Consider the following 26,660-nt stretch of genomic DNA (forward strand, 5'->3'; position numbering starts at 1 on the left):
GTCGCCGCCATGGCGGCCCTGCTCGTCGCGGCCATGGTCCTGGCGCTCATGATCGGCTCGGTGCACCTGCCCGTCGCGACCGTGCTCGAGGTCGTCGCCCGCCGTCTCGGCGTGGGCGGCCTGGACGTCTCGGTGCTCGACGACCGCATCGTGTGGGAGCTCCGCCTGCCCCGGGTGCTGGGTGCCGCTGCCACAGGCGCGGGCCTGGCGCTGTGCGGCGCCGTCCTGCAGTCGCTCACCCGCAACGACCTCGCCGACCCGTACCTGCTGGGCATCTCCGGCGGTGCCGCGGTGGGGGCGGTGAGCGTGATCGTCCTGGGCGTCTCGGTCGCCGGCCTCGTCGGGTCCGCGCTCGTCGGGGCGGGCGCCTTCGCGGGTGCCCTCCTGGCCCTGGTGCTCGTGCTCGGGCTCGCGGCGGGCCGGGCCGGCGACCTGCCACCCACCCGCGTGGTGCTGGCCGGCGTCGCGGTCGGCCAGGTGTGCGCCGCGTACACGTCCTTCATCGTCATCATGAGCGGCGACCACGACGCGGCGCGCCGGGTGCTGAGCTGGACGCTCGGCTCGCTGGCCGGCGTGCGGTGGACGGGGGCGATCACCCTCGTCGTCCTGGTGCTGCTGACCTTCGTGCTGGTCATGGCCTACACCTCGGCGCTGGACGCCTTCGCGTTCGGCGAGACGGCGGCCGGGTCGCTCGGCGTGAGCGTCCAGGCCACGCGCTGGACGCTCATGATCGCCACCGCGCTGGTCACCGCCGGGCTCGTGTCGTTCACCGGCGCCATCGGCTTCGTCGGCCTCGTGGTGCCGCACCTGGTCCGGCTGGCCTGCGGCCCGCTGCACAAGCGGCTGCTGCCGCTGAGCGCCCTGGCCGGAGCGCTGCTGCTCGTCCTCGCCGACACCCTGGCCCGCTCGCTGGTCGACGGGCAGGAGGTGCCCATCGGCATCGTCACCGCCGTCGTCGGCGCCCCGGTCTTCGCCTGGCTGCTGCGCCGCGAGGGGAGGACGTCATGAGGCTGAGCGTCCAGGACGTCACCTGGGTCCGGCGCGGCACCCGGGTGCTGGACCGGGTGACGGCGCAGGTGCCGGCCGGGTCCATCACCGGACTCATCGGTCCCAACGGCTCGGGCAAGACGAGCCTGCTCACCCTGCTCGCCGGACTGGCCCGGCCGACGTCCGGCCGCGTGCTGCTGGGGGAGCGGGACGCCGCGAGCGTCCCGTCCCGCGAGCGCGCCCGGCTGGTCGCGCTGCTGGAGCAGCACGCCACCACCTCGCTCGACCTCACCGCGCGGCAGGTGGTCGAGCTCGGCCGCATCCCGCACCGCGGACGCTGGGCCGGCTCGGCCGACCCCGACGCCGGCGTCGTGGAGCAGGCGATGGTCGCGGCGCACGTCGCCCACCTCTCCGGCCGCCGGTGGCAGACGCTCTCGGGCGGCGAGCGACAGCGCGTGCAGCTGGCCCGCTCGCTGGCCCAGCAGCCGTCCGTCCTCATGCTCGACGAGCCCACCAACCACCTGGACCTGGGCCACCAGATCGACCTGCTGCGCACCGTCCGGCGCTTGGGCGTCACGACCGTCGCCGCCCTGCACGACCTCGACCTCGCCGCCGCCTACTGCGACCAGCTCGTGGTGCTGGACAACGGCGGCGTCGTCGCCCACGGCCCGGTGGCCGAGGTGCTGAGCAGCCCGCTCGTGGAACGCGTCTACGGCGTCCGGGCCGAGGTCGAGCGGCACGCCGTCGCCGACCGCCTGACGGTGGTGTGGCACCCGTGAGCGAGCGCAGCGAGCGCAGCGAGCGAACGATCGAGGTGCTCGTCCACGTGGCGACCGCGCTGCCGGACGCGGCGCGGGTCGGCGTCCTGCGCCGGGCGGCGGACGACGCCGGGGCGCGGCTGGCCTTCCTCCAGGGCGGCGAGCCGAGCCTGACCCGCCTGCTGGACGAGCTCCACGCCGACGGCGTCACCGCGGTGCGGCTGGAGCCGGTCAGCACCGACGACCTCACCTACGCCCGGTCGTGGGTCGGCCGGGTCGCCGCGCACTGGCACCGCCAGCAGGTCGACCCGCCGGTGCTCCACTTCGGGTCGCGGACGATCACCGGCCGCGAGGCCCCGCTGTCGTCGCCGGCGTGGGAGCGCCCGCCGGCCCACCGCCACCACCTGCTGCTGTGCCGCGGCCCGCGCTGCAGCGCCCGCGGCTCCGACGCGACGTACCGCGCGCTCGTCGGCGCGGTCGTCGAGCACGGGCTGACCGACGACGACGTCCTCATGGCCCAGACCGGCTGCCTGTTCCCCTGCAACCACGGCCCCGTGGCCGTCGTCCACCCCGACGGCGCCTGGTACGGGCCGCTCACCCCCGACGACACCGACCGGCTCGTCCGCGAGCACCTCGTCGCCGGACGGCCCCTGGCCGACCTGCGCCTCGAGACCGAGACCGCCTCCATCGAAGGAGAAGCATGACCCGCATCGCCCTGCTGTCCACCTCGGACACCGACCTGCTCTCGGCCCGCGCCAGCGGCGCGGACTACGTCTGGGCCAACCCGACGCGCCAGGTCGAGGGACACCAGTCGATGGCCGAGGTCATCGAGGCGTCCGACCTGGTGATCTGCCGGCTGCTGGGCTCGCCGGACGACCTGTGCGGCGGCTTCGAGCGCATCCGCGCCACCGGCAAGCCGATGATCGTGCTGGGCGGCGAGCTGACGCCCAACGCCGAGCTCATGGAGATGTCGACGGTGCCCGTCGGCGTCGCGGCCGAGGCCCACCGCTACCTCGTCGAGGGTGGCCCGGAGAACCTGCGCCAGCTGCACGCGTTCTGCTCCGACACCGTGCTGCTGACCGGCACCGGCTTCGAGCCGCCGCTGACCGTGCCGGCCTGGGGCTGGCTCGACCGCCCCGAGCCGGCCGAGGCCGCGGCCGGCCTGCCCCGCGTCGGCGTGCTGTTCTACCGCGCCCACCACACCGCCGGCAACGAGGACTTCGCCCACGCGCTGGCCGACGCGATCGACGCGACCGGCGAGGCCGTCGGTCGTCCGATCTTCTCCAGCTCGCTGCGCTCGGCCCCCGACGACCTCTTCGAGGCGCTCGGCTCGCTGGACGCCCTCGTCGTCACGGTGCTCGCGGCCGGTGGTGCGACCCCTGCGGGCGCCTCGGCCGGCGGCGACGACTCCGCCTGGGACGTCGCGCGGATGGCGGCGCTGGACATCCCGATCCTGCAGGGCCTGTGCCTGACCTCCAGCCGCGAGGAGTGGCTCGCCAACGACGACGGCGTCACGCCGCTGGACTCGGCCAACCAGATCGCGATCCCCGAGTTCGACGGCCGCATCATCACCGCGCCGTTCTCGTTCAAGGAGGTCGACGCCGACGGGCTGCCGCGCTACGTCGCCGACCCCGAGCGCTGCGACCGCGTGGCGCGCATCGCCGTGCACCACGCGCGCCTGCGCCACGTGCCGGCGTCCGACCGCCGGATCGCGCTCATGCTGTCGGCCTACCCGACCAAGCACAGCCGCGTGGGCAACGCCGTCGGGCTGGACACGCCGGTCTCGGCGGTCCGCCTGCTGCGCCGCATGGCCGACGCCGGTTACGACCTCGGGGGCGACAACGAGGTCACCGGCATCCTGGCCATGGACGACGACACCGCCGCGGGCGACGCGCTCATCCACACGCTGATCGCGGCCGGTGGCCAGGACGAGGAGTGGCTCACCAGCGCCCAGCTCACCGACTCGCACGTGCGCATCACGCCCGAGGAGTACGCGGCCTGGACTGCGGACCTGCCGCAGGACCTGCGCGACGAGATCGTCGAGGCGTGGGGCGCGGCCCCCGGCACGCTGTTCGTGAACGACCGGGGCGAGATCGTCCTGGCGACGCTCCAGGCCGGCAACGTGGTCATCCTCATCCAGCCGCCCCGCGGCTTCGGCGAGAACCCGGTCGCGATCTACCACGACCCGGACATGGCGCCCTCGCACCACTACCTGGCCGCGTACCGCTGGGTCCGCCACGGCTTCGGCGCCCACGCCGTCGTCCACCTGGGCAAGCACGGATCGATGGAGTGGCTGCCGGGCAAGAACGCGGCCCTCTCGGCGTCGTGCGCGACCGACGCGGCGATCGCCGACCTGCCGCTGGTCTACCCGTTCCTGGTCAACGACCCGGGCGAGGGGGCCCAGGCCAAGCGCCGCGCCCACGCCGTGATCGTCGACCACCTCATCCCGCCGATGGCGCGGGCCGAGACGTACGGCGACATCGCGCGCCTGGAGCAGCTGCTCGACGAGTACGGCAACATCGCGGCGATGGACCCGGCCAAGCTGCCGGCCATCCGCGGTGAGATCTGGACCCTCATGCGCTCGGCCGAGATGCACCGCGACCTGGGCCTGGAGAGCCAGCCGGACGACGAGTCGTTCGACGACTTCATCATGCACGTCGACGGCTGGCTCTGCGAGATCAAGGACGTGCAGATCCGCGACGGTCTGCACGTGCTGGGACAGGCGCCGGAGGGCTCGGTCCGCGTCGACCTGGTGCTGGCGATCCTGCGCGCCCAGCAGGTGTGGGGTGGCGAGGCGGGCGCGGTGCCGGGCCTGCGCGCAGCCCTGGGGCTCAAGGGCGACGAGGCGACCGTCGCGGTGGACGCGGCCGAGGCGCAGGCGCGCTCGCTCGTCGAGGCCATGGAGGCCGCCGGCTGGGACCCGTCCGCGGCGACCGGCCTGCACGACGACCCCGAGGTGCAGCGGGTGCTGCGCTTCGCCGCCACCGAGGTCGTGCCGCGGCTGGCCGGCACCGCCGACGAGCTCGACGCGGTGCTGCACGCGCTCGAGGGCGGCTACGTCCCGGCCGGACCGTCCGGCTCGCCGCTGCGCGGCCTGGTCAACGTGCTGCCGACCGGCCGCAACTTCTACACGGTCGACCCGCGGGCCGTGCCCTCGCGCCTCGCCTGGGGCACGGGCCAGGCGATGGCCGAGTCGCTGCTCGAGCGCTACCTGGCCGAGACCGGCGAGTACCCCGCGTCGGTGGGCCTGTCGGTCTGGGGCACGTCGGCGATGCGTACCAGCGGCGACGACATCGCCGAGGTGCTCGCGCTGCTCGGCGTCCGCCCGGTGTGGGACGAGGCCTCGCGCCGCGTCGGCGACCTCGAGATCGTCCCGCTGGAGGAGCTGGGTCGTCCCCGTATCGACGTGACGGTGCGCATCTCGGGGTTCTTCCGCGACGCCTTCCCGCACGTCGTGGCGATGCTCGACGACGCGGTGGCGCTCGTGGCGGCGCTGGACGAACCGGCCGAGCAGAACTTCGTCCGCGCCCACACGCAGGCCGACCTGGCCGACCACGGGGACGAGCGTCGCGCGCGCACCCGCATCTTCGGCTCGGCGCCCGGCTCGTACGGCGCCGGCATCCTGCAGGTCATGGAGTCGGGCACCTGGCGCGACGACGCCGACCTGGCCGAGGTCTACACGGCCTGGGGCGGCTTCGCCTACGGCCGCGACCTCGCCGGCGTGCCGGCCGCCGACGACATGCGCACGTCGTACCGGCGCATCAAGGTCGCGACCAAGAACATCGACACCCGCGAGCACGACATCGCCGACTCCGACGACTACTTCCAGTACCACGGTGGCATGGTCGCCACGGTCCGCGCACTGACCGGCGCCGACCCGAAGGCGTACGTCGGCGACTCCACGTCGCCCGACGCGGTGCGCACGCGGACGCTGCAGGAGGAGACGAACCGGGTCTTCCGCTCGCGCGTCGTGAACCCGCGCTGGATCGGCGCGATGCGACGCCACGGCTACAAGGGCGCCTTCGAGCTGGCCGCGACGGTCGACTACCTGTTCGGCTTCGACGCCACCGCCGGCGTCGTGCACGACTGGATGTACGAGTCGCTGGCCAAGGAGTACGTGCTCGACGCCGAGACGCAGGAGTTCATGCGGACGTCGAACCCGTGGGCGCTCCGCGGCATCGTCGAGCGGCTCAACGAGGCCGCCGACCGCGGGCTGTGGGCCGAGCCCGACGCCGAGGTCATGGCCGAGATGGCCCGCGTCTACCTGGAGGTCGAGGGCGACCTCGAGGACGACCAGTGAGCGAGCGCAGCGAGCGAACCACGAGGATCCTCGCGGGCGGGCGTCCGTACCGTGCGCTCCTCACGGAGGCTCGCCCGTGAGCGGGGGGAGCGCCCGGCGTCGTCGGCTGGCGCTCGTGGGGCTCGGGCCGGGCGACCCCGAGCTCGTGACGGCCCAGGCCGCCCGGGTGCTGGACGAGGTCGACTTCTTCCTGGTGGCCGACAAGACCGGCGACCACCCGGGCACGGCCGACCTCGTCGCGATGCGCGAGGCGATCTGCGAGCGGCACGTGACGGGGGAGTGGCGGCTCGTCGCCGTGCCCGACCCCGAGCGCGACCGCGACGACCCGGCCGACTACGCCGGGGCGGTGCGCGACTGGCACGAGGCCCGGGCGGAGGCCTGGGAGCAGGCGCTCCTGGCCCACGACGGCGACGCGGCCGTGCTCGTGTGGGGCGACCCGGCGCTCTACGACTCGGCGATCCGGCTGGCCGACCGCATCGAGGCCCGCGGCGTCGTGGACGTCGCGGTCGAGGTCGTGCCGGGGCTGAGCAGCGTCCAGCTGCTCGCCGCCCGGCACCGGATCGTGCTCAACACGATCGGTGGCCCGATCACCATCACGACCGGACGCCGGCTGCTCCGGGACGCCGAGCACGGCGACAACCTCGTGGTGATGCTGGACGGCGGGCTCACCTGTCTGCGGCTGCCCGACCCGTCGGCCTGGCAGGTGTGGTGGGGCGCGAACCTCGGCTCCGCCGACGAGCAGCTGGTCGCCGGACGGCTGGACGAGGTCGCCGGCGAGATCGAGGCGCGCCGGGCCGCGGCCAAGCAGGCGCGCGGCTGGGTGATGGACACCTACCTGCTGCGCCGGGTCTGACGAAGGGCCTCAGCCCGCGGCCGACAGCGTGGACGTGCCGGCGCCCTGGTCGGCCAGACGGAGCAAGAGCGCGGCGAGCTGGTCGTCGGCGGTGTCCGGGTGCTCGGGGTGCCACTGGACGCCGGTGACGGGAGCCGTCTCGTGCACGGCCGCCTCCACGACGCCGTCGTCGGCCAGGGCGGCGACGACCAGGCCCTCGCCGAGCCGGTCGACCGCCTGGTGGTGCGTGCAGCGGACGTCCTGCTCGGCGTCGACCTCGCGGACGAGCGCCGGGCCGACGAGCCGCACCCGGTTGCGGACGAAGTCGTCGGGGTGCCGGTGCCCGGACACGGTCGGCAGGTGGGGGACGAGGGTGCCGCCCAGCGCGACGTTGACCAGCTGCAGCCCGCGGCACACGCCGAGCAGTGGCGTGCCCGTCTCCACGCACCGCCGGACGGCGGCCAGGTGCGCCGCGTCGGCGAGCGGCTCGTGCATGCCGCTGCCGGGGTAGTCGACGGGACCGCCGTACGTGCGCGGGTCGACGTCCTCGCCGCCCATGAGGACGACCGCGTCGGCGCGGTCGACGGCCGCGAGCGTCGCCTCCACGCCGGTCTCGGCCGACGCCACGAGGTCGACGTGCCAGCCGAGGCGTTCGGCGACCCGTGCCGTCGCGTCGTTCAGCACGTCGAGCTTCTGCTGGAACCAGGGCGCGTGGGGCCGCTCGGTGCGCAGGTGAAGCAGGGCGAGGCGGGGCCGCGGGTCGAGGACGTCGGTCACGAGGGCAGCGTAGGACGTCCGTGTGACGCGCAGGTTGCCTGCGACTCCGGGGGTCGGGACGGTCGTCAGCGAGGGGAGGGCTCGGCGACGACCACCGTGTTGTCCCGGTAGTGCCCCCATCGGTACCGGCTGCACGTGACCAGCACGAGCCGGGCAGCGGACTCCTGCGAGAACAGCTCGTCGGCCTCGTCGGCGAACTCGTCCTTGGGCACACGCGTGACGGTGGCGACGGCGTAGTCGATCGTGCCGCGCTCGGTCGTGACCCGGACGAGCGCACCCTCCTCGACGTCGCCGAGGTCGTTGAAGGCGCCACCACCGGACCGGACCGTGTGGCCGGCGCACACCACGCTGCCCCGCGCCGAGCCGGGCTCGGCGCCGTCCTGCCACCAGCCGACCTGCTTGACCAGGGCGGGCGGGTCGAGCGTGCCCTCGGCGTCCGCCACGATCGGCACGACCGCGGCGTCGACCTCCAGGCTGGGGATCTCGAGCCGGACGGGCACGCCACGAGCGGGATCCGCCGTGGGGCGGGCGCTCGGCGTGGGCGTCGGCGACGAGCCGTCGGAGCTTCCGGTCGCAGGCCGAGGATCGCAGGGCTCCGCCGACTCCTCCGACCCCGCCGACTCGGCGGGTTCCGTGCGGGGGTCCGGCGACGACCGGACGATCGCCAGGGCGACACCGAGCGCGACCACCAGGAGCGCGACGGCGCCTGCGGCCGCCAGCCGCCGGGTCCGCGGGCTCACGCGCCTGGTGCACGTCGTGACGCGAGGAGGACCCCTCCCGACGCCAGCAGGAAGGCGACACCGCCGCCGGCCAGGCCGGCGCCCCAGACCTGCGTCGTGCTCCAGTCCTCGACCCCGGCGGTGACGTTGCGGGGGACGGCGACGTCGTTGCCGGTCGCCCCGTCGTCGGACGCTCCGGTGCTGCCCGCGTCGCCGCCCGATCCGTCCTGGTCGCCGCCACCGTCGTCACTGCCGCCACCGCTGCCTTCATCGCCGCCACCGGTTCCGTCGCCGGGCGTCGTCGCGGAGGACGACGGGTCCGGACCGGGTGCGGGAGGCGCCGACGTGCCGCTGGCCGTGGGATCGTCCGGACCCGGCGTCGGCTCGGTCGGCTCCGTGGCCGGCTCGGTGGTCGGCGGCTCGGTCGGATCGGTGCTCGGCTCCGGCTCGGTCGGATCGGTCGTCGGCGCGATCGGCTCCGTCTCCGGGTCCCTCGGCGTCGGCGTCGGTCCGGCGGTGTCCTGGCACCGGCCCGCCTCCAGCTCCTCGGCGGAGGCGAAGTAGTCCAGCTTGGGATCCCCGGCGGCGTGCGGGACACCGCGCCAGCTCCCGCTGGTGGACCAGGTCACCTGTTGGTTGTGCTGCTTGTCGGTGCCGGTGATGTGGCCGCTGGCCTGCTGGGCCGGCACCACGAGGAGGACGTACGGGTTCGAGTCCGAGGCGGTGCGGTGGCAGACGCCGATCTTGTCCTCCTGCCCGGCGGAGGCGGGCTCGGCGACGGCCAGCACCACCGTTCCGGCCACGAGGGCGACGAGACCGATGCCACCGAGGGCGGCGGCGAGGCGCACCCACGGGCGACGGTCGGACGGATGGCGTGCGCCAGCGCTGCTGGACATGTGGTTCTCCCCCCGGAGGACGCCGGACCCGGCGTCGTCCCTCGACCGTACGCCGCGTCGCGCCGCGTGGCGAGGGTCCTGTCCGGCGGGCTGCCCACGGTGGGGCAGGATGCCGGCATGGGCGAGAGCATCGGCGGACCCCGCGACCACCTGGCCAACGAGCGCACCCAGCTGGCCTGGCTCCGCACCGGGGCCAACGTCATGGTGGTCGGTCTGGCCGTGGCCCGGTTCGGGGACGGCGGGGAGGTGACGACCCCGAGCCTGCTGGCCGGCGGCCTCCTGGTGGTCGTCGGGGCGCTGGGCGTCGGGTACGGCACGCTGCGCTACCGCCGCACGGCCGCCGAGCTGCGTGTCGGCACCGCCGCGGCCGCGTCCTCCTCCGCCGGGCCGGCGATCGCGGCCGGCGTGCTGGTCGTCGCCGTCGCGGTGGCCGTGCTCGTGCTGCTGCTCGGCGCCTGAGCCCCGTCGTGCTGGAGACCGTCGCCATCCTCGCCGCGGGGTTCTGGGCCGGGACGATCAACGTCGTCGTCGGCTCGGGGACGCTCGTGACCTTCCCGACGCTGCTCCTGCTCGGCTACCCACCGGTGGTCGCCAACGTGTCGAACAACATCGGCCTGGTCGGTGGCGGGATCGCCGGCTCGTTCGGCTACCGCCGCGAGCTCGCCGGCCAGGGACCGCTGCTGCGCCGGCTGCTGCCCGCGTCGCTGGCCGGCGGCGTGGCGGGTGCCCTGCTCCTGCTCGTCCTGCCGTCGTCGGCGTTCCGGGCCATCGTGCCGGCGCTCATCGTGGTCGGCCTGGTGATGGTCGTGGCCGGCCCGGCCGTGCAACGCCGTGCGGCCCGGCGCCGCGGCGGGGAGGGCGTCGTCATGACGCCGTTGCGCACGGTCGTGCTCGCCGCCGGCATCGCGCTCCTCGGCGTCTACGGCGGCTACTTCGGGGCCGCCCAGGGCATCCTCGTCATGGGCCTCATGACGGTGATGACGACCATTGCGCTGCAGTCGGTCGTCGGGATCAAGAACGTGCTGACGACGGTGGTCAACGCCGTCGCGGCCGTCACCTTCGTGCTGGTGGCGTGGGACCGGATCGACTGGCACGTGGTGCTGCTCGTCGCCATCGGCGCGACCCTGGGCGGTCTGGTCGGTGCCCGCGTGGGCCGTCGTCTCCCGCCGGCGGCGCTCCGGGCGATCATCGTGCTGGTCGGCACCGTCGCCGTCGTGCGCCTCGTGACGACCGGCTGACCGTCCCGATCGGCTCCGTCGCCCCCGGGCGCGGGCTAGCGTGCGGGCCATGGCCGCACCGCAGGCGCAGCAGCAGGGCTACGACCCGACGGCGAAGGTGCTGCACTGGCTGACCGTCGTGGCGCTGGTCACCCAGCTCGTCGTCGGGCTCACGATGGACACCGGGGCGGCCGCCGACCGGGCCGAGCAGGCCGTCGACCGGGCCGAGGAGCGAGGCGAGGAGGCCGCCGAGCAGGAGGGCGAGGCCGCCGAGGAGTGGTTCGAGGCCGAGATCGAGCGGCGCGAGGACGCCGCCGACGCGCTCGACGACGAGCCCGGTCGCCAGGAGCTGCGCGACGTCGCGTCCGGATCGGTGCTGGACGACGGGGTGAGCGGGGTCGAGACCCACGTGCTGCTCGGGCTCGGCCTGCTGCTGCTCGGCCTGGTGCGGATCGTCCGCCGCCGGGTCGTCGCGCTGCCGCCGTGGGCCGAGCACCTGGGCCCGGGACAGCGTCGGCTCGAGGGCGCCCTGGAGAGGGCGATGCTCACGCTGCTGCTGGTCGTGCCGGCCAGCGGGCTGCTGCTCGCCCTGCTGGGGGAGCCGCTGCTCGTGCTGCACGTCGGCACCCAGGTCGTGCTGGCCGTCGTCGTGGCGACGCACGTCGGCCTGGTGCTCTGGCACACCGTGGTGCGCCGACACGGCCACCTCGGCCGCATGCTCTGACCGTCGTCAGGACGCCCGGCAGGTGCCCTCGGGCTCGTAGGAGGTGAACCGCACGGCGTCCGGCGCGCCCTCCGCGGTCAGCACGATCCGGTACCAGGTGCGGTCGCTGTCGTTGACCGGCTCCCCGGACGCGTCGAGGAACTGCTGGGTGTCGCCGCGGACGCAGACCTTGAGCTGCGTGCCGTCGGACACCGCGACCCGGAACAGCGGGTCCGTCGGCACGGTGAAGCCCTGGTCGCGGGCGACCGACACCGTGCGCGACACGAAGTCGCGCACCTGCTCGTTGCCCAGGTCGTCGAGCTCGGGCACGAGCTCGCCGCCGTTGATGCTGCGGTAGATCGCCGAGGTCAGCAGCCGGAACTGCGCCACCACCGGGTCGTCGGCGAACTTGCGCCCGTTCTGGATGCGCACCTCGACCGAGCCGTCGCGGGTGCCGCCGTCGCTGCCGTCCGGCTCGGCGTCGGCATCGCCACTGTCGTCGTCACCGGGCGTCGGGGTGGCCGAGGCGCTCGGGGCGGGTGCCGTCGGCGTGGCCGGGGGGATCGTGCCGGTGTCGGTGCCGCCGCTGCAGGCGGCCAGGACGGCGAGGGCGAGGGCCGGCACGGTGAGCGCGGCGCGACGCATCATGGGGTGCTCCCGGGGGATGAGCGGGTGGACGGACGTCGGCGCAAGGGTACGTGAGTCGGTCCCGTCGCCGAGAAGACACGTGGTGAGCGGGGCCGACCGCCGCGTTCAGCCAGCAGCACGTGCCCCGGTCGAAGGGCGCCAGCGTCCGTCGTCGCGCCACTGACCGTCGGGTCCGCGGGTCTGGACGTGGCCGTGCTGGCCGCGGCGGAACTGCCAGCCGTCGCGGTGGGCCTGGTGGTGGTGTCGGGGGCAGAGCAGGACGGCATTGTCGAGGTCGGTCGGACCGCCTTCCGACCACGGGATCGGATGGTGGACCTCGGACCAGGAGGGTGGTCGGTCGCATCCGGGGGCGACACAGCCGAGGTCGCGAAGTCCGAGTGCGGTCTTCTGGTGCTTGGAGAACAGACGCTTGGTGCGGCCGAGGTCGAGCGGGAGGCTGTCGCCGTCCAGGACGGCCGGGATGATGCCGGCGGTGCAGGCGAGGCGGCGGGTCTCCCTAGCCGAGAGCCGGGTGCCGGTCGCCAGGGTGGAAGCCGCGAGACCCTCGCGAAGATCCTCCAGCTCCATCGTCACGACCAGGGTGGCGGCGGTGGTGCCGGACTGCGGGAGCCGGTCGACCGGCATCGTCTCGAGCAGGTGCGCGAAGGCGTGACCCTGCCGCTGGCCGAGCCTGTCGAGGCCCGTCCTCGTCCCTTCGACAGGCTCAGGGATCGGGTGCTCGCCCTGCCGGGGTGCGGTGAAGGCGTCGAGCATCGTCTTCAAGAGCTCGGCCTGCAGGTCGGGCAGGACGAACCCGCCCCGCCAGGTGCCGTCACGGTTGTCGGCCATCCGGAAGTCGGTGCGCTCCCACGCCCGCTGCTCCTGGGCCTCGAGTGCATCGTTCTCGATCTGGTCCACCTCGGGCTTGGGTGCGTAGACGTCCGCGATCCGCCGCGCCCGCCGAGCCAGGTCCTTCGCGCTCAGCATCTGCGCCGCCGCGATCAGCGTCTGCTCGCACCGTTCTTCATGCTCGGCCGGCACCCAACGCAGCGCGTTCACGATCACCACCGCCTGGGCCTCGCTGATCAACCCCTCGGCCAGCGCCCGCTCCGTCGTGGTCCGCTCACCCAACGACTGCGCCAGCCGCACCTGACGACCCGCCGCCCGCCGATCCCGACCGAAGTCACGCGCCAGCAGGTCGGCCGTGCCGGTGGACCCGCCAAGACCCACCGGCACCAGCGCATCGACCGCCCGCACCGCCGCCGCACTGTGCGCAGCCAACCGGGCCTGCAGCCGCTGGATCCGCATCGCCGTCTGCCGCGCCTGCGTCGGCGACTGCTGCAGGTAGACCGTCGGATCCGCGGCGTCGAGGGCGCGCTCGACCTCGTCCAGGAACGCCACCGGCGACTCCGTGCCCACGAGCGCAGCGACCATGATTCCCCCGAATCGAACTGATGTTCCCATCCTAGGCGCGGCCACCGACAGCGAGGGGTCTTCCGCGCGCCGCTCGATCCGGTCAGTGCGGGCTCGTCGCACGCTGGCCGCGACCGTGGGAGCGCTGCCACGGTCGTGCGGACGGCCGACTCGCCGGATGCGTGGCGGGGATCATGCGCGAGTCGCGGATTTTTTCGTTGCCATGGCCGACAATGTCCGCATGACGTCGACGCGTGACACGCCGGTGCCGGATGCGGCCACGCTCGACGACGTCCTCCTCGGCATGGAGATCGACCGGACGTCGGAGGATCCCCGGGTCGCCGCGGAGGTGCAGGAGCAGGCGCTGCTGCTGGGCCGCGACGACCTCGAGGCCCGGGCCCGGCTGGTCATCGCCGACGCCAGCATGCGCGCCGGCGACCTGGCCAGCGCGGCCCCGGTCCTGGACCAGGTGAACCGCTGGGCCGCCGACAACGGCCAGGCCCACGTGCTCGCCCGCAGCCACCTGCTGCTGGCCTACCAGCACTTCTACGTCGGCGACATGACCGAGGCGCGCCGCCACGGCGTGCTGAGCGTCGAGTACCTGCCCGAGGACGCGCCCCCGCTCCTGCGCGGCGCCCACCTGGTCGTGCTGGCCATGACGCTGGAGACGGCGATCAGCAACGACGCCACGCGCCACCACCACGAGGCCCTGGACATCGCCACCACCCACGGCAACCACCAGATGGCCCGTTCGGTGCTCAACAACATGGCCTACGGCGCCTACCAGCGCGGCGAGGTCGAGAAGGCGACCCAGCTGGTCGAGCGGCTGCAGGAGCTGTCGGTGTCCACCGGCATCCCGCTGCGGCCCGGCGACATCGACACCGTCGCGGCCGTGGCCACGCTGCGCGGCGACTACGACCAGGCCGAGGCGCTGCTGCTGCCGCTGGTCAACGGCGGCATCCCCGACGAGGACGAGGCCGACCTGCTGCCCGAGGTGCTGCTCACCCTCGTGCGGGTGCAGCGGCTCTCCGGCGCCCTCGACCGGGCCGCCGAGACCGTCGAGCGCTGCATGAAGGTCTGCGAGAGCCGCGGGGGACTGGGCTCCATCGGCGTCCGGGCCCGGCGCGAGCGCGCGCTGCTGCACGCCGGCCGAGGCGACTACGAGGCCGCCTTCCACGAGATGCTGCGCTACGACGAGGAGGCCGCCGCCCAGCGCGACGACGACCGCGAGCGCCAGGCCGAGCTGACCCAGCTCGTCTTCGAGGTGCGCGAGGGACGCCGCGAGGCCGAGCAGTTCCGCGACATGGCGCTGCGCGACGCGCTCACCGGCCTGTACAACCGACGCTTCCTGGAGGCGCAGCTGAACGCGCTGGAGTCGCGGGCCCGCGCCGAGGGGCTCGTGCTGTCGCTGGCCGTCGTCGACGTCGACCACTTCAAGGCGGTCAACGACTCCACGTCGCACCTGGTCGGCGACCAGGTGCTGCGCCAGCTCGCGCGCCGTCTGGAGGGCACCGTGTCGGCGGCGGCGACCGTCGCGCGGCTCGGCGGCGAGGAGTTCGTCATCGTGCTGCCCGAGTGCGACGAGGCGCAGGCGTTCAAGGCCTGCGAGCGGGTGCGGCTCGGCATCCGCGAGCACGACTGGAGCGAGCTGATCGACCGGCGGATCACGGTCAGCATCGGCGTCGCGACCGCCCGCGACGTCCACGTCGACGCCCACGAGCTGCTCCGCCGCGCCGACGAGAGCCTGTACCGGGCCAAGCGCAGCGGACGCGACCGCACGGTGGCGGAGTAGTCGGCGGGTTCGGGCACGGCGCGACGCGGCGTCGTGGGACGATGGGACCTGCACGGTCCGCCGGATCGTCGCCCGACGAGAGGTGCCCGTGGACGACCGAGGTACGCCGGTGAGCACGTCCGACGACGTGGCCGGCCGTCTGGCTCACGCACGTCGTCTGGCCCGCGCCGGGTCGCTGCCCGAGCTCGACCGCCTGACCGGGCACGTCGCCGCGCTGCTCGGCGCCCCGTCGGCCCAGGTCTCGATCATCTCCGACGTGCAGACCGTCGTCGGCGGCACCGGTGCCGCCGCGCCCGACGTGGGCACCGAGTCGGCGCCCGCGGACTCGCTGTGCACCGTCACGGTCGAGGCCGCCTCGCCCGTGCGCGTGGACGACGGACCGGCCGACCCCCGTGTCGCGCACCTTCCCCCGGTCGCCGGCGGCGGCGTGGGCGCCTACCTCGGCGTCCCGCTGCGGGCGCACGGCCACGTGGTGGGGGCGCTGTGCGTCTACGGCCCGGAGCCCCGGGCGTGGAGCGACGACGACGTCCGCCTGCTCGAGGTGCTGGCCGCGCCGGTCGTGGCGCAGCTCGAGCTCGCCGCGCTCGAGCTCGAGCACGACTCCGAGCGCCTGATCTGGCAGATGGCCATCGACGCCGGCGGCGTCGGCGCGTTCGACTGGGACCTGGTCACCGGCGAGCTGCGCTGGGACGAGCGGCTGCTGACCCTCTTCGGCCTCACCGCCGAGCAGTTCGGCGGCACCATCGAGGCGTTCAACCAGTGCGTCCACCCCGACGACCGGGCCCGCGTGGGCCGCGCGCTGGCCGCCGCCATCGCGACCTGCGGCCGGTACGAGGCCGAGTATCGGGTGGTGCTGCCCGACGGCGGCCTGCGCTGGGTGTCGGCCCGCGGCAGCGCGCTGCCCGGCGCCGAGGGCACCTCGGTCCGGGTGCTGGGCGTCGCCACCGACGTGACCGCCACGCGCGAGGAGGACGCCTCGGTCAGCCGCGTGCTCGAGGCCATGCCGGCGGCGTACTACCACCTGGACGCGCAGTGGCGGTTCACCTACGTCAACGCCCGCGCGGAGGAGCTGCTCGGCGCGATCGGCCGGCCGATCATCGGCGAGGTCGTCTGGGAGCTGTTCCCGGCCGCCGTCGGCACCGTCTTCGAGCGCTCCTACCGCGACGCCGTGTCGATGAGCACCCCGGTGTCGTTCGACGCGTACTACCCGCCGCCGCTCGACGGCTGGTACGAGGTGCGGGCCTGGCCGGTCGAGGACGGGCTGGCCGTGTACTTCCTCGACGTGACGCAGCGACGCGAGGCCCAGCAGACGATGGCCCGGGCCGCGCAGCGCGCCGACCTGCTGCGCGAGGTCACCGACGCGCTCGTCGGCACGCTCGAGCCCGAGCACGCCGGCAACCGGCTCGCCCGGCTCATCGTCCCCGCCCTGGGCGACTGGTGCGTCGTGACGCTCGCCGAGGACGCGATGTCGCCGAGCGGTCCCTGGCGGCGCGGCCTGCGCGACGTCGGCTGGTGGCACGCCGAGGAGGCCTCGCGCCCGCTGGTCGAGCGCTACGCCCAGCTGCGCCTCGAGGCCCTGCTGGAGTCCTCGTTCGTCCGCCGGGCCATCGCCGAGGGGACGACCACCGTCGTCGAGCGTGACGCCGCCGACCGGGTGTCGGCCGTGCTCGCGCCCGGCGAGGCCGCCGACCTGCTCCGCACGCTGGACCCGCAGACCGCCGTCATCGTGCCGCTCAACGGCCGGGGCCGGACGTCCGGCGTGCTCACCGTCTTCCGTGGTGCGGACCGGCCCGCGTTCTCGTCCGAGGAGATCGCCACGCTGGAGGAGGCCGCCGCCCGGGCCGGGCTCGCGCTCGACAACTCGCGGCTCTACGCCGAGCAGCGCGACCTGGCCGAGACCCTGCAGCGCAGCATGATGACCGCCCCGCCGGAGCCGGACCACCTGCAGGTGACGGTCCGCTACGTGCCGGCCGCCGAGACCGCCCGCGTCGGCGGCGACTGGTACGACGCGTTCCTGCAGCCCGGGGGCTCCACCATGGTGGTCATCGGCGACGTCGTCGGCCACGACACCGCCGCCGCGGCGGCCATGGGCCAGCTGCGCAGCATCCTGCGCGGCATCGCGGTCACCACCGACGCCGGTCCGGCCGAGTCGCTGACCCGGCTCGACGAGGCCATCGCGACGCTGCTGATCGACACGACGGCCACGGTCGTCGCGGCCCGCCTCGAGCAGTCGCCGGACGACCACGCGGCCGGCGTCACGCACCTGCGCTGGTCCAACGCCGGGCACCCGCCGCCCCTCGTGGCCTGTCCGGGCACCGACGGGGGCGTGCACGTGGACGTCCTGCAGGCCGACCAGCCGGACCTGCTGCTCGGCCTGTCGTCGGACGCGGACCGGCACGAGTCGGTCGCCGAGCTGCGCCGCGGGTCGACGGTGCTGCTCTACACCGACGGCCTGGTCGAGCGACGTGGCCAGGCCCTCGAGGAGGGGGTCGACCGGCTCGCGGCCGAGCTCGCCGACCTCGAGTCGTCCGGCACCGACCTGGAGTCGCTGTGCGACGCCCTGCTCACCCGGATGCTGGGGGAGCGGCCCGAGGACGACGTCGCGCTCGTCGCGGTGCGGCTGCACCCGCAGGACGACGCGCGCCCGCCGGAGGCCGGTCCCGTCGTCGTGCCCCCGACGGTGTCCTGACCGTGCGCCGCTAGAGCTGGGCCGCGGCCTCCGGGCGCAGCATCGCCGAGATCGTGGGGACCAGCTCGGTCGCCACGCCACGGACGGGCGGGTCCGACCCGGGCTCGTCCAGCTGGTCGGCGGTCAGCTGCCGCATGGCGTAGACCCCTGCGGCGTAGGCCGACAGCGGGACGCCGGCCGCGCCGGGCCAGTGACGGTCGCGCTCGGTCTTGAGCAGCAGCGCGATCGTGTGGATGGCCGCGCGGCGGCGCTCGCGAGCCGGCCGGCCGAGTCCCTCGAGCTCGAGCATGAAGGCCCGTCCCACGACGGGGTCGGCCTCGAGGGTGCCGGCGAAGGCGAGCACGACCCGCGAGACCACCTCGTCCCACGGCGTGGTGGCGGGCGTCTCGACCGACGTCAGCATCCGGTCGGCCAGGACCGCGAGGAACCGGTCGTACGCGGCGAACACGCAGGCGTCCTTGTCGGCGAAGCACTCGTAGAAGGACGGCTGCGAGACGTGGGCCCGGGTCGAGACGTCGCGCACGCCCAGGCTGCGGAAGCCGTCGGCGGCCAGCAGCTCGGTGGCGGCGATCATGAGCCGCTCGCGCTGGCGCGTCAGCACCTCGTCGTGGGACAGGCCGTGGCGCCCCTTCGGCAGGGCCGGGGGCGTGGTGAAGAAGACGCCCTCGCGCACGGGGACGATCATCGAAGGCTCCGGGGGAGAGCACGCATGGAGGAAGTGTGCGCCCGCCCGGGGCCACGGGCCCGTCGGACGACGCCGGCGGACGGCCTACGATCGCCCGGTGCCCCCTCGTCCGCCGCTGCCGCACCGTCACGGCCTGGGACCCGCATGGGTGCGCACGCCCGACCGAGACCCGTCCGACCCGCACCCGTGGCCGACGATGGGCGCCTGGCTGCGCGACAAGCTGCCCGAGGGCGTGGCCGTCGCCGAGATGCTGGCGGCGGGCCGGTTCGTCGGCGGCGACGGACGTCCGGTGGGCGACGACGACCCCTACGCGCCCCACACGTTCGTCTGGTTCCACCGCGACCTACGCGACGAGCCGCGGGTGCCCGGCACGGTGCACGTCGTCCACCGCGACGAGCGGCTGGTCGTCGTCGACAAGCCGCCGTTCCTGTCGTCGATCCCGCGTGGGCGGCACGTGCGCGAGAGCGTCGTGGTGCGGATGCGCGAGGAGCTCGGGCTGCCCGAGCTGTCGCCGCTGCACCGGCTGGACCGCGTCACGTCCGGCCTGCTCATGCTGGCGACCGAGCGACGGTGGCGCGGGCCCTACCAGTCGATGTTCCAGGACGGCCGGGTCGCCAAGACCTACCGGGCGCTCGCCCCGTACCGCGCGGACCTGGCGCTGCCCGTGGTCGTCCGCGACCACCTGGTGAAGCGGCGCGGCACGTGGCAGGCCGAGGTCGTGGCCGGCGCGGAGCCGAACGCCGAGACCCTGGTCGAGCTCGAGGAACGGCGGGGCGATGTGGCCGTCTACCGGCTGAGCCCGCGCACCGGACGCACCCACCAGCTGCGGATGCACCTGTGGGGGCTGGGCGTCCCGATCGTCGGCGACCCGCTGTACCCGCACGTGCGTGACGTCGAGGTGGACGACTTCACCGACCCGCTGCAGCTGCTCGCCGCGTCGCTGGCGTTCACCGACCCGGTCGACGGCACCGCGCGCCGGTTCGACAGCGTCCGTTCGCTCCCGCTGGAGCCGCAGGCCTAGGCGCTCGGTGCGCGTGGGCGCGGCTGGTGCGTGGACCGTCGCGGCCCGCCGTTAGGGTTGCCCGCGACTGTTGTCCAGGAGAGGAACGAGCGTGGGCGTCCACGTGATGCCGGTCTACGGCACCCGGCCCGAGGCGATCAAGATGGCTCCGGTCGTCCAGGGCCTCCAGGCGTCGGACCGGTACCGGACCACCATCGTGTCGACCGGCCAGCACCGCGAGATGCTGGCGCAGGTCCACCGCACCTTCGGCATCGTCCCCGACCAGGACCTGGACATCTTCCAGCGCGGTCTCGGGCTGGACGGGGTCACCGCCCGCACCCTCGAGCGCCTGACGCCCCTGCTCGAGGCCGATCGGCCCGACGTCGTCGTCGTGCAGGGCGACACCACGTCCGCTTTCGCCGCCGGGCTGGCTGCGTTCTACCAGCAGATCCCCGTCGTCCACGTCGAGGCGGGCCTGCGCACGGCGTCCATCGCGTCGCCCTTCCCCGAGGAGGGCAACCGCCGCCTGCTGACCCGCCTGGCGGCGCTGCACCTCGCGCCGACGCGAGGCAGCCGGGACAACCTGCTGCGCGAGGGCGTCGACCCGTCCTCGATCGCGGTCACCGGCAACACCGTGATCGACGCGTTCCTCTCCATCGCCGAGAAGGACGAGCCGCTCGACGTGCCGGGCGTCCCCGACCTCGGGGGCCGGCGGATGGTGCTGGTCACCTCGCACCGTCGCGAGTCCTGGGGCGACCCGATGCGCGCCACGGCGCGGGCGCTGGCGCGGCTCGCGCGCCAGGAGCCCGACGTGGTCATGGTGCTGCCCCTGCACGGCAACCCCCTGGTGCAGGACATCTTCCGTCCGGCCCTCCAGGACCTGCCCAACGTGGTGCTCCTGGACGCTCTCGGCTACACCGACTTCGCGCGGCTGACCGCTCACGCGACCCTGGTCGTCACCGACTCCGGCGGCGTGCAGGAGGAGGCGCCCTCGCTGGGCAAGCCCGTGCTGGTGCTGCGCGAGGACACCGAGCGGCCAGAGGCGGTCGAGGCCGGCACGGCGCGGCTCGTCGGCACCGACGAGGACCGCATCGTCGGCGAGGTCACCACGCTCCTGCACGACCGGGCGGCCTACGACGAGATGGCCAACGCGGTCAACCCGTACGGCGACGGACGCGCCGGGGCCCGGTCCGTGGCGGCCCTGGACCAGCTGCTGGGTCTCGGCGAGCGGCTGCCGGACTTCGCCGTGTGACGTCCGTCCTGCCGACCGTGTCGTCGCCATGGACCGCGGCGCCCGTCCACTAGGGTGCTTGGAGCCTCCGGACGGACGGCGCGGTCAGTGGTGAAGGGGAGAGACATGAGCAGCAGGCCCGACGTCGTCGTGATGGGGCTGGGGTACATCGGCCTGCCGACGGCGGCCATCCTGGCCTCGCGCGGCACGAACGTCCTCGGCGTCGACGTGAACGAGAGCGTCGTCGAGGCGGTCAACGCCGGCACCGTGCCGTTCGTCGAGCCCGACCTCGCCGGGTACGTCAGCCACGCGGTCGCCACCGGGCACCTGCGTGCGGGCACCGCCCCGGAGCCGGCCGACGTGTTCATCCTCGCGGTCCCCACGCCGTTCCAGGACGACCGCACGCCCGACCTCAGCTACATCCGCTCCGCGGCACGCATGATCGCGCCGTCGGTGCAGCCCGGCGCCCTGGTCATCCTGGAGTCCACCTCGCCGCCCGGCGCCACCGAGCAGCTGGCCGACTGGATCCTGGAGGCCCGCCCCGACCTGCGCGACGCCGAGGGCGTGAGCCTGGTGCACGTCGCGCACTGTCCCGAGCGCGTGCTCCCCGGACGCGTCATGGTCGAGCTGGTCAGCAACGACCGGATCGTCGGCGGTCTCACGCCCGAGGCCGCCGAGCGGGCCCGCGACCTCTACCAGGTCTTCTGCGCCGGCGAGATCCTGCTGACCGACGCGGTCACCGCCGAGATGGCCAAGCTGGTCGAGAACTCCTTCCGCGACGTCAACATCGCCTTCGCCAACGAGCTCTCGCTCGTCTGCGACCGGCTGGGCATCGACGTCTGGGAGCTCATCCGCCTGGCGAACCACCACCCGCGCGTGGACATCCTCCAGCCGGGTCCCGGCGTCGGTGGGCACTGCATCGCGGTCGACCCGTGGTTCATCGTGGCCGCCGCGCCCGAGCAGAGCCGGCTGATCCGCACGGCGCGCGAGGTCAACGACGCCAAGCCGCAGTGGGTCGTCGAGCAGGTCGCGACGGCCGTCCAGGACCTCGCCGCGCCGACCGTCGCCGTGCTGGGCCTGGCCTTCAAGCCCGACATCGACGACCTGCGCGAGTCGCCGGCGCGCAAGATCGCCGCGGACCTCGCCGACGCGCTCCCGGGCGGCCGCGTGCTCGCGGTGGAGCCGCACGTCGAGGAGCTGCCGCCCGAGCTCGCGAACCGGCGTAACGTCGAGCTGGTCGAGGCCACCGAGGCGCTCGACGCCGCTGACTGCGTCGCCGTGCTGGTCGACCACACGGTGTTTCGCACCCTCAAGCCGGTGCGCGACGGCGTCGCGGTCGTCGACGTCAAGGGTCTCTGGCGCGACTGAGCGGCCGGCCTAGGCGCTCGGCCGGGCGTCCAGGATCGACAGGAACTCGTCGGCCATGCCGAGCTGGCGCTCGAGCCGGGCGCGGCGCTCGGCGGCGTCGGCCCGCAGCGCGTCCAGGCGGGCGAGCACGTCCGCCCGCTCGTCGCCCGTGACGCCGGCCGAGAGCGCCTCGATGTCGCGCATCACCGCGGACATCTCCTCGAGCGTGTAGCCGAGCGGCTTCATCCGGCGCACGACGAGGATGCGCTCGACGTCGTCGTCGGTGTAGAGCCGGAAGCCGCCCTCGGTGCGGCCGGACGGGCGCAGCAGGCCGACCTCCTCCCAGTGCCGCAGCGAGCGCAGCGACAGCTCGGTGCGGGCCGCGACCTCGCCGATGCGCAGCAGGGCGTCGGCCACGGTGTCCCCTCTCACGCTCGCGGAGCCCCAACCCTCACGTCGCGTGAGGTTAGGATCGGTCGGTGCCGCGTCGCGGCGCCCCCATCCTGCCACCCAGCCCCGGCGTGCCCTCGCGCGTCCGGACGCCGAACGGAGCCCCATGAGCCTGTCCGCCGACGCCGCCCCGCGCGTCCGCGACGTCCTGCGCTCGCCGAGCCTGCTGCGCACCGAGGTGCTGGCCGGGCTCGTCGTCGCCCTCGCGCTGATCCCCGAGGCGATCTCGTTCTCGATCATCGCCGGGGTGGACCCGCAGGTCGGCCTGTTCGCGTCGTTCACCATGGCGGTGACGATCGCGTTCCTGGGCGGACGCCCGGCCATGATCTCGGCCGCCACCGGAGCCGTCGCGCTCGTCGTGGCACCGCTGGTCGAGAGCCACGGACTGGACCACCTGGTCGCGGCCGTCATCCTCGGCGGCGTGATCCAGGTGGTGCTGGCCCTCCTGGGCGTCGCCCGGCTCATGCGGTTCGTGCCGCGCTCGGTGATGGTCGGCTTCGTCAACGCGCTGGCCATCCTGATCTTCCTGGCCCAGCTGCCGCACCTGGTGGACGTGCCGTGGGTCGTGTACCCGCTCGTGCTGGCCGGCATCGCGATGATCGTGACCCTGCCCCGGGTGACCTCGGTGGTGCCGGCGCCGCTGGTGGCGATCGTCGTCGTCACGGTCGTTGTGCTGGTCTGGGGACGGGACGTCCCCGACGTCGGCGACGAGGGACGCCTGCCCGACAGCCTCCCGTCGCTGCTCGTGCCGGACGTGCCGTTCACGGGGGAGACCCTGCGCGTGATCGCGCCGTACGCGCTCGGCCTGGCCCTGGTCGGTCTGCTGGAGTCGCTGCTCACCGCCAAGCTCGTCGACGACGTCACCGACACCGGGTCGGACAAGACCCGGGAGGCCTGGGGCCAGGGCGGCGCCAACATCGTCACCGGCTTCCTCGGCGGCATGGGCGGCTGCGCGATGATCGGCCAGACGATGATCAACGTGAAGGCGTCCGGCGCCCGCACCCGGCTCTCGACCTTCCTGGCCGGCGCCTTCCTGCTCGTGCTCGTCGTGGGCCTCGGCGACGTCGTCGCGGCGATCCCGATGGCCGCCCTGGTCGCGGTGATGATCATGGTCTCGGTCGGCACGTTCGACTGGCACAGCGTCCGGCCGGCCACCCTGCGCCGGATGCCGTGGTCGGAGACGCTCGTCATGGTCGTGACGGTCGCCGTCGTCGTCGCCACGCACAACCTCGCGATCGGCGTGGCCGTCGGCGTGCTCGTCGCCATGACGCTGTTCGCCCGCCGGGTCGCACACCTGACGCAGGTCGACCGCTCGCTCGTCACCGGCCCGGACGGCGAGACGGCGGTGTACCGGGTCACGGGCCAGCTGTTCTTCGCCTCGAGCAACGACCTCTACGCCCAGCTCGACTACGCCCACGACCCCGCGCGCGTCGTCGTCGACCTCTCGGGCGCCCAGGTGTGGGACGCCTCGGCCGTGGCCGCGCTGGACGCGGTCGAGACCAAGTACGCCCGCAAGGGCAAGCAGGTGCGCATCGTCGGGCTCACCGGCCCGAGCGCCCAGCGGCACGCCCGCCTGTCCGGCCACCTCGGCGGCGAGTAGCCCCGGGGCCTGCGACCCTGGGGCGATGAGCGTCTTGCGCGTCGTGTCGGGCGGCCAGACGGGCGTCGACCGGGCGGGGCTGGAGGCCGCGGTCCGGCTCGGTCTGTCGTACGCCGGCTGGTGCCCGCGCGGCGGTCGCGCCGAGGACGCCCCCGCGCCACCGGGCGTCCGGCTGCGCTTCCCGCGGCTGCGCGAGACCGACGAGGCCGACCCCGCCGTGCGCACCCGGCTGAACGTCCGCGACTGCGACGCCGTGCTCGTGCTGCGCCCGGCGCACGTGGTGTCGCCCGGCACCCACCTCACCCTCGTCGCGGCCGCCGCGACCGACCGGCCGCTGCTGGTCGCCGACCCCCGCGACCGGCGTCAGGTGCGGGCCTGGCTCGCCGGTCTGGAGGGCGACGTGACCCTCGACGTGGCGGGCCCGCGCGAGAGCGAGTGCCCCGGCATCGGGGCGACCGCCCTGCACACCCTGCTGGACGTGCTGGCCCGGCGCCCGGACGGCGCCGACGCGGGGGATAGGTTGACCGCGAGGGAGGCACCATGACGAACCTTGACCCCCGCCCCGACGAGCAGCGCTGCGCGGCCGAGCCCGCCACCGCCGGCGTCGAGCTGGTCCCGCCGCGCGACGTGCCGCTCGGCGGCCCTCGCGCCATGACGGTGCGCCGCACGCTCCCGTCCCGGGGCCGTTCCCTCGTCGGCCCGTTCTGCTTCGCCGACCACTACGGTCCCGACGACATCGCGCAGACCGGCGGCATGGACGTCCCGCCCCACCCGCACATCGGGCTGCAGACCGTCACCTGGCTGTTCGAGGGCCGGGTGCTGCACCAGGACGCGCTCGGGTCGGTCCAGGCGGTCGAGCCGGGCCAGCTGAACCTCATGACGGCCGGTCGCGGCATCAGCCACTCCGAGGAGGGCACGCTCCAGCGGTTCCCGCAGCAAGGCGTGCTGCACGGCGTCCAGCTCTGGACCGCGCTGCCCGAGAGCGCACGGCACGGCGAGCAGGCCTTCGAGCACGTGGCCGAGCCGCCGGTCGTCGACGTCGACGGTGCCCGCGTGCAGGTCTTCATGGGCTCGCTGGCCGGGGCGACGTCGCCCGCGCGTGCCTACTCCCCGCTGGTCGCGGCCCAGGTCGACGTGCCGGCGGGCACGACCGTGCGGCTGCCGGTTGATCCGGCCTTCGAGCACGGCGTGCTCCTCGACGCCGGCGACCTGACGGTGGCGGGCACGCCGGTCGAGCCGGCCTGGCTCGCCTACACCGGCCCCGGCCGGGACGTGCTCGAGCTGCGCGCGGGGGAGCGCGACGTCCGCGCCGTGCTCATCGGTGGCGAGCCGTTCGGCGAGCAGGTGCTCATGTGGTGGAACTTCGTCGGTCGCACCCACGAGGAGGTCGTCGAGGCCCGCGAGCAGTGGCAGGCGGCCATCGCCGGCGACCCGGTCGGCGTCGCGCGGTTCGGCACCGTGCCCGGCCACGGAGGAGCGGCGCTGCCGGCCCCCGAGCTGCCGCACGTCCGGCTGCGCCCGCGCGAGCAGTAGTCCCCCCGACCCGCTCGTGCGCGCCGCGGACGAGCGGACGCGCATGAGAGCATTCTCATTCCTCCCCGGAATCCCGGGGTTTTCGGGCCTCGCCCGGTGACCTTCGTCACCGACCGGCGTGTTGAGGTTGTGACTCCGGGCGTAGCCCCGCAGTCTGGATGACGAGCCGGGCAGGCACACGCTGCCGCCCCCGAACCGGCCGAGCTCGACGAAGCAGGAGCAGGGTCACCGACGACCCGTCCCGAGACGCCCCGCGTCCCGGCGGACCGTACGCCGCGTCCGCACCGCCAGCCGCCCGTCCCCGTCCTGGTCACGTCCCAGACGGCGGACACGCACGTCCGTGTCCCTCCAGGAGCGACCCATGACCCTCGAGATCGTCATCCCCGCGCACAACGAGCAGCACCGCATCGGGCGCACGCTCAGCGCCTACAGCAACGACCTGATCGGCGACGACCTGCGCATCACCGTCGCGCTGGACGACTGCACCGACCAGACCCGGCTGGTGGTCGACCAGCACGCCCTGCGCGACCACCGCGTCCGGGCCGTCGAGTACCCCCGCCTGGGCAAGGGCGGGGTCATCAACGAGGCGTTCCGGCGCAGCGACGCGGACGTCATCGCGTTCGTCGACGCCGACTGCTCCACCCCGCCCGCGGAGGTGGAGCTGCTCGCCGAGACCCTGCGGGTGACCGGCGCCGACCTGGCCATCGCGTCGCGGTGGCACCCGGCGTCCGTGCTTCCCAAGCCGCGCTCGCTCGCCCGGCGGGTCGCCAGCGCCGGGTTCGCCCGGGCCGTCCGCACCGTCTTCGGGCTGCCGTTCCACGACACCCAGTGCGGCGCCAAGGTCATCACCCACCGCGCGGCCGAGCGCATCATGCCGCTGGTCAGCTCGCGCGACTTCGTCTTCGACGTCGACATGCTGGTCACCGCGCGGGCCCTCGGCCTCACGGTGGCCGAGGCGCCGACCGTGTGGATCGACCGCGAGGGCTCGCGCGTGCAGGTGCTGCGCGACACCGCCCGGATGGCCGCGTCCCTCGGCCGGCTCTGGCTGCACCACCGCATCGTCCCGGTCCGGATGCCGGCCCGCGGCGTCCTCGACCCGCCCCC

Annotated in this window: 24 protein-coding genes; 17 read left to right on the top strand and 7 right to left on the bottom strand. The window is 74.4% G+C overall.

Going from position 1 to position 26,660, the window contains the following annotated elements; genetic code table 11:
* Nucleotides 1-9 precede the first annotated feature (9 nt).
* From E0W78_RS11585 to cobF, 5 genes are all read left to right on the top strand, one after another.
* Nucleotides 10-1,008 (top strand): iron chelate uptake ABC transporter family permease subunit, encoded by a 999-nt coding sequence (locus E0W78_RS11585; protein ID WP_207392739.1) that lies wholly within the window; start codon nt 10-12, stop codon nt 1,006-1,008.
* Complete coding sequence (locus tag E0W78_RS11590) at nt 1,005-1,766, top strand: ABC transporter ATP-binding protein (RefSeq protein WP_131404111.1); 762 nt, start codon at nt 1,005-1,007, stop codon at nt 1,764-1,766. The genes E0W78_RS11585 and E0W78_RS11590 overlap by 4 nt, the downstream gene beginning before the upstream one ends.
* Complete coding sequence (locus E0W78_RS11595; protein WP_207392732.1) at nt 1,763-2,449, top strand: (2Fe-2S) ferredoxin domain-containing protein; 687 nt, start codon at nt 1,763-1,765, stop codon at nt 2,447-2,449. Before E0W78_RS11590 ends, E0W78_RS11595 begins: the two co-directional genes overlap by 4 nt.
* Nucleotides 2,446-6,045: a cobaltochelatase subunit CobN gene (gene cobN / locus E0W78_RS11600; RefSeq protein WP_131404112.1), complete on the top strand. Its 3,600-nt coding sequence runs from the start codon at nt 2,446-2,448 to the stop codon at nt 6,043-6,045. Before E0W78_RS11595 ends, cobN begins: the two co-directional genes overlap by 4 nt.
* Nucleotides 6,046-6,121: 76 nt before the next feature.
* Nucleotides 6,122-6,898, top strand: a complete 777-nt coding sequence (cobF, locus tag E0W78_RS11605) for a precorrin-6A synthase (deacetylating) (RefSeq protein WP_131404113.1) — start codon at nt 6,122-6,124, stop codon at nt 6,896-6,898.
* 9 nt (nt 6,899-6,907) lie between these two features.
* Here cobF and E0W78_RS11610 read toward each other — a convergent pair whose 3' ends face one another.
* The 3 genes from E0W78_RS11610 to E0W78_RS16585 form a co-directional block, all read right to left on the bottom strand.
* Entirely contained in the window at nt 6,908-7,654 is a 747-nt protein-coding gene (locus tag E0W78_RS11610) for a gamma-glutamyl-gamma-aminobutyrate hydrolase family protein (RefSeq protein WP_207392733.1), read from the bottom strand.
* A 65-nt stretch (nt 7,655-7,719) separates the two neighbouring features.
* Nucleotides 7,720-8,154, bottom strand: coding sequence for a class F sortase (locus E0W78_RS16580; protein ID WP_165570484.1), 435 nt, complete (start codon nt 8,152-8,154; stop codon nt 7,720-7,722).
* 236 nt (nt 8,155-8,390) lie between these two features.
* Nucleotides 8,391-9,269, bottom strand: coding sequence for a hypothetical protein (locus E0W78_RS16585; protein WP_165570485.1), 879 nt, complete (start codon nt 9,267-9,269; stop codon nt 8,391-8,393).
* 117 nt (nt 9,270-9,386) lie between these two features.
* On the opposite strand from E0W78_RS16585, the gene E0W78_RS11620 reads away from it, so the two are divergent.
* Genes E0W78_RS11620 through E0W78_RS11630 form a run of 3 tightly spaced genes read left to right on the top strand, consistent with a single transcriptional unit; the run spans nt 9,387 to nt 11,210 of the window.
* Nucleotides 9,387-9,728 (top strand): DUF202 domain-containing protein, encoded by a 342-nt coding sequence (locus E0W78_RS11620; RefSeq protein ID WP_165570486.1) that lies wholly within the window; start codon nt 9,387-9,389, stop codon nt 9,726-9,728.
* A gap of 8 nt (nt 9,729-9,736) precedes the next feature.
* Nucleotides 9,737-10,507 carry a sulfite exporter TauE/SafE family protein gene (locus tag E0W78_RS11625; RefSeq protein WP_131404117.1) on the top strand — a complete coding sequence of 257 codons (771 nt, stop codon included), beginning with the start codon at nt 9,737-9,739 and terminating at the stop codon, nt 10,505-10,507.
* Nucleotides 10,508-10,556: 49 nt separating this feature from the next.
* A complete protein-coding gene (locus tag E0W78_RS11630) occupies nt 10,557-11,210 on the top strand; it encodes a cytochrome b/b6 domain-containing protein (RefSeq protein WP_131404118.1) in 654 nt (217 codons plus the stop codon).
* A gap of 6 nt (nt 11,211-11,216) precedes the next feature.
* On the opposite strand, the gene E0W78_RS11635 is transcribed toward E0W78_RS11630, so the two are convergent.
* Together E0W78_RS11635 and E0W78_RS11640 are read right to left on the bottom strand one after the other, a co-directional pair.
* Nucleotides 11,217-11,837: a hypothetical protein gene (locus E0W78_RS11635; RefSeq protein WP_131404119.1), complete on the bottom strand. Its 621-nt coding sequence runs from the start codon at nt 11,835-11,837 to the stop codon at nt 11,217-11,219.
* 105 nt (nt 11,838-11,942) lie between these two features.
* Nucleotides 11,943-13,217, bottom strand: coding sequence for an HNH endonuclease signature motif containing protein (locus E0W78_RS11640; RefSeq protein WP_165570487.1), 1,275 nt, complete (start codon nt 13,215-13,217; stop codon nt 11,943-11,945).
* 253 nt (nt 13,218-13,470) lie between these two features.
* Here E0W78_RS11640 and E0W78_RS11645 point away from each other — a divergent pair, with 253 nt between their 5' ends.
* Together E0W78_RS11645 and E0W78_RS11650 are read left to right on the top strand one after the other, a co-directional pair.
* Nucleotides 13,471-15,021 carry a GGDEF domain-containing protein gene (locus E0W78_RS11645; protein ID WP_131404121.1) on the top strand — a complete coding sequence of 517 codons (1,551 nt, stop codon included), beginning with the start codon at nt 13,471-13,473 and terminating at the stop codon, nt 15,019-15,021.
* 109 nt (nt 15,022-15,130) lie between these two features.
* Entirely contained in the window at nt 15,131-17,710 is a 2,580-nt protein-coding gene (locus tag E0W78_RS11650) for a SpoIIE family protein phosphatase (RefSeq protein ID WP_207392734.1), read from the top strand.
* Between the two features lie 10 nt (nt 17,711-17,720).
* On the opposite strand, the gene E0W78_RS11655 is transcribed toward E0W78_RS11650, so the two are convergent.
* Nucleotides 17,721-18,395, bottom strand: coding sequence for a TetR/AcrR family transcriptional regulator (locus E0W78_RS11655; protein WP_131404122.1), 675 nt, complete (start codon nt 18,393-18,395; stop codon nt 17,721-17,723).
* Nucleotides 18,396-18,591: 196 nt separating this feature from the next.
* Between E0W78_RS11655 and E0W78_RS11660 the strand changes: the two genes are divergently transcribed.
* The 3 genes from E0W78_RS11660 (at nt 18,592) to wecC (ending at nt 21,994) form a co-directional block, all read left to right on the top strand.
* Nucleotides 18,592-19,416 (top strand): pseudouridine synthase, encoded by an 825-nt coding sequence (locus tag E0W78_RS11660; protein WP_207392740.1) that lies wholly within the window; start codon nt 18,592-18,594, stop codon nt 19,414-19,416.
* A 91-nt stretch (nt 19,417-19,507) separates the two neighbouring features.
* Nucleotides 19,508-20,647: a UDP-N-acetylglucosamine 2-epimerase (non-hydrolyzing) gene (gene wecB, locus E0W78_RS11665; RefSeq protein ID WP_278249434.1), complete on the top strand. Its 1,140-nt coding sequence runs from the start codon at nt 19,508-19,510 to the stop codon at nt 20,645-20,647.
* Between the two features lie 105 nt (nt 20,648-20,752).
* The gene (wecC, locus tag E0W78_RS11670; RefSeq protein WP_131404124.1) at nt 20,753-21,994 is read left to right on the top strand and encodes a UDP-N-acetyl-D-mannosamine dehydrogenase; all 1,242 of its coding nucleotides are present in this window, start codon (nt 20,753-20,755) and stop codon (nt 21,992-21,994) included.
* Nucleotides 21,995-22,003: 9 nt separating this feature from the next.
* On the opposite strand, the gene E0W78_RS11675 is transcribed toward wecC, so the two are convergent.
* The gene (locus E0W78_RS11675; RefSeq protein ID WP_131404125.1) at nt 22,004-22,390 is read right to left on the bottom strand and encodes a MerR family transcriptional regulator; all 387 of its coding nucleotides are present in this window, start codon (nt 22,388-22,390) and stop codon (nt 22,004-22,006) included.
* A gap of 139 nt (nt 22,391-22,529) precedes the next feature.
* On the opposite strand from E0W78_RS11675, the gene E0W78_RS11680 reads away from it, so the two are divergent.
* The 4 genes from E0W78_RS11680 to E0W78_RS11695 form a co-directional block, all read left to right on the top strand.
* On the top strand, nt 22,530-24,023 hold the full coding sequence (locus E0W78_RS11680) for a SulP family inorganic anion transporter (RefSeq protein WP_131404126.1): 1,494 nt from the start codon (nt 22,530-22,532) through the stop codon (nt 24,021-24,023).
* Nucleotides 24,024-24,048: 25 nt separating this feature from the next.
* A complete protein-coding gene (locus E0W78_RS11685) occupies nt 24,049-24,567 on the top strand; it encodes a putative molybdenum carrier protein (protein WP_131404127.1) in 519 nt (172 codons plus the stop codon).
* Nucleotides 24,564-25,556 carry a pirin family protein gene (locus E0W78_RS11690; RefSeq protein WP_131404128.1) on the top strand — a complete coding sequence of 331 codons (993 nt, stop codon included), beginning with the start codon at nt 24,564-24,566 and terminating at the stop codon, nt 25,554-25,556. The genes E0W78_RS11685 and E0W78_RS11690 overlap by 4 nt, the downstream gene beginning before the upstream one ends.
* 361 nt (nt 25,557-25,917) lie before the next feature.
* A partial coding sequence (locus E0W78_RS11695; protein ID WP_131404129.1) for a glycosyltransferase occupies nt 25,918-26,660 on the top strand: 743 nt, incomplete at its 3' end.

Origin of the sequence: Aeromicrobium sp. IC_218 (genome assembly GCF_004336805.1) — a bacterium.
GTDB lineage: Bacteria > Actinomycetota > Actinomycetes > Propionibacteriales > Nocardioidaceae > Aeromicrobium.

Excerpts from the sequence above, each read along its gene's own strand:
- E0W78_RS11585 (WP_207392739.1), top strand. The coding sequence starts at position 10 with ATGGCGGCCCTGCTCGTCGCGGCCATGGTCCTGGCGCTCATGATCGGC.
- E0W78_RS11590 (WP_131404111.1), top strand. The coding sequence starts at position 1,005 with ATGAGGCTGAGCGTCCAGGACGTCACCTGGGTCCGGCGCGGCACCCGG.
- cobN (WP_131404112.1), top strand. The coding sequence starts at position 2,446 with ATGACCCGCATCGCCCTGCTGTCCACCTCGGACACCGACCTGCTCTCG.
- E0W78_RS16585 (WP_165570485.1), bottom strand. The coding sequence starts at position 9,269 with ATGTCCAGCAGCGCTGGCGCACGCCATCCGTCCGACCGTCGCCCGTGG.
- E0W78_RS11620 (WP_165570486.1), top strand. The coding sequence starts at position 9,387 with ATGGGCGAGAGCATCGGCGGACCCCGCGACCACCTGGCCAACGAGCGC.
- E0W78_RS11630 (WP_131404118.1), top strand. The coding sequence starts at position 10,557 with ATGGCCGCACCGCAGGCGCAGCAGCAGGGCTACGACCCGACGGCGAAG.
- E0W78_RS11635 (WP_131404119.1), bottom strand. The coding sequence starts at position 11,837 with ATGATGCGTCGCGCCGCGCTCACCGTGCCGGCCCTCGCCCTCGCCGTC.
- E0W78_RS11645 (WP_131404121.1), top strand. The coding sequence starts at position 13,471 with ATGACGTCGACGCGTGACACGCCGGTGCCGGATGCGGCCACGCTCGAC.
- E0W78_RS11655 (WP_131404122.1), bottom strand. The coding sequence starts at position 18,395 with ATGATCGTCCCCGTGCGCGAGGGCGTCTTCTTCACCACGCCCCCGGCC.
- E0W78_RS11660 (WP_207392740.1), top strand. The coding sequence starts at position 18,592 with ATGGGCGCCTGGCTGCGCGACAAGCTGCCCGAGGGCGTGGCCGTCGCC.
- wecC (WP_131404124.1), top strand. The coding sequence starts at position 20,753 with ATGAGCAGCAGGCCCGACGTCGTCGTGATGGGGCTGGGGTACATCGGC.
- E0W78_RS11680 (WP_131404126.1), top strand. The coding sequence starts at position 22,530 with ATGAGCCTGTCCGCCGACGCCGCCCCGCGCGTCCGCGACGTCCTGCGC.
- E0W78_RS11685 (WP_131404127.1), top strand. The coding sequence starts at position 24,049 with ATGAGCGTCTTGCGCGTCGTGTCGGGCGGCCAGACGGGCGTCGACCGG.
- E0W78_RS11690 (WP_131404128.1), top strand. The coding sequence starts at position 24,564 with ATGACGAACCTTGACCCCCGCCCCGACGAGCAGCGCTGCGCGGCCGAG.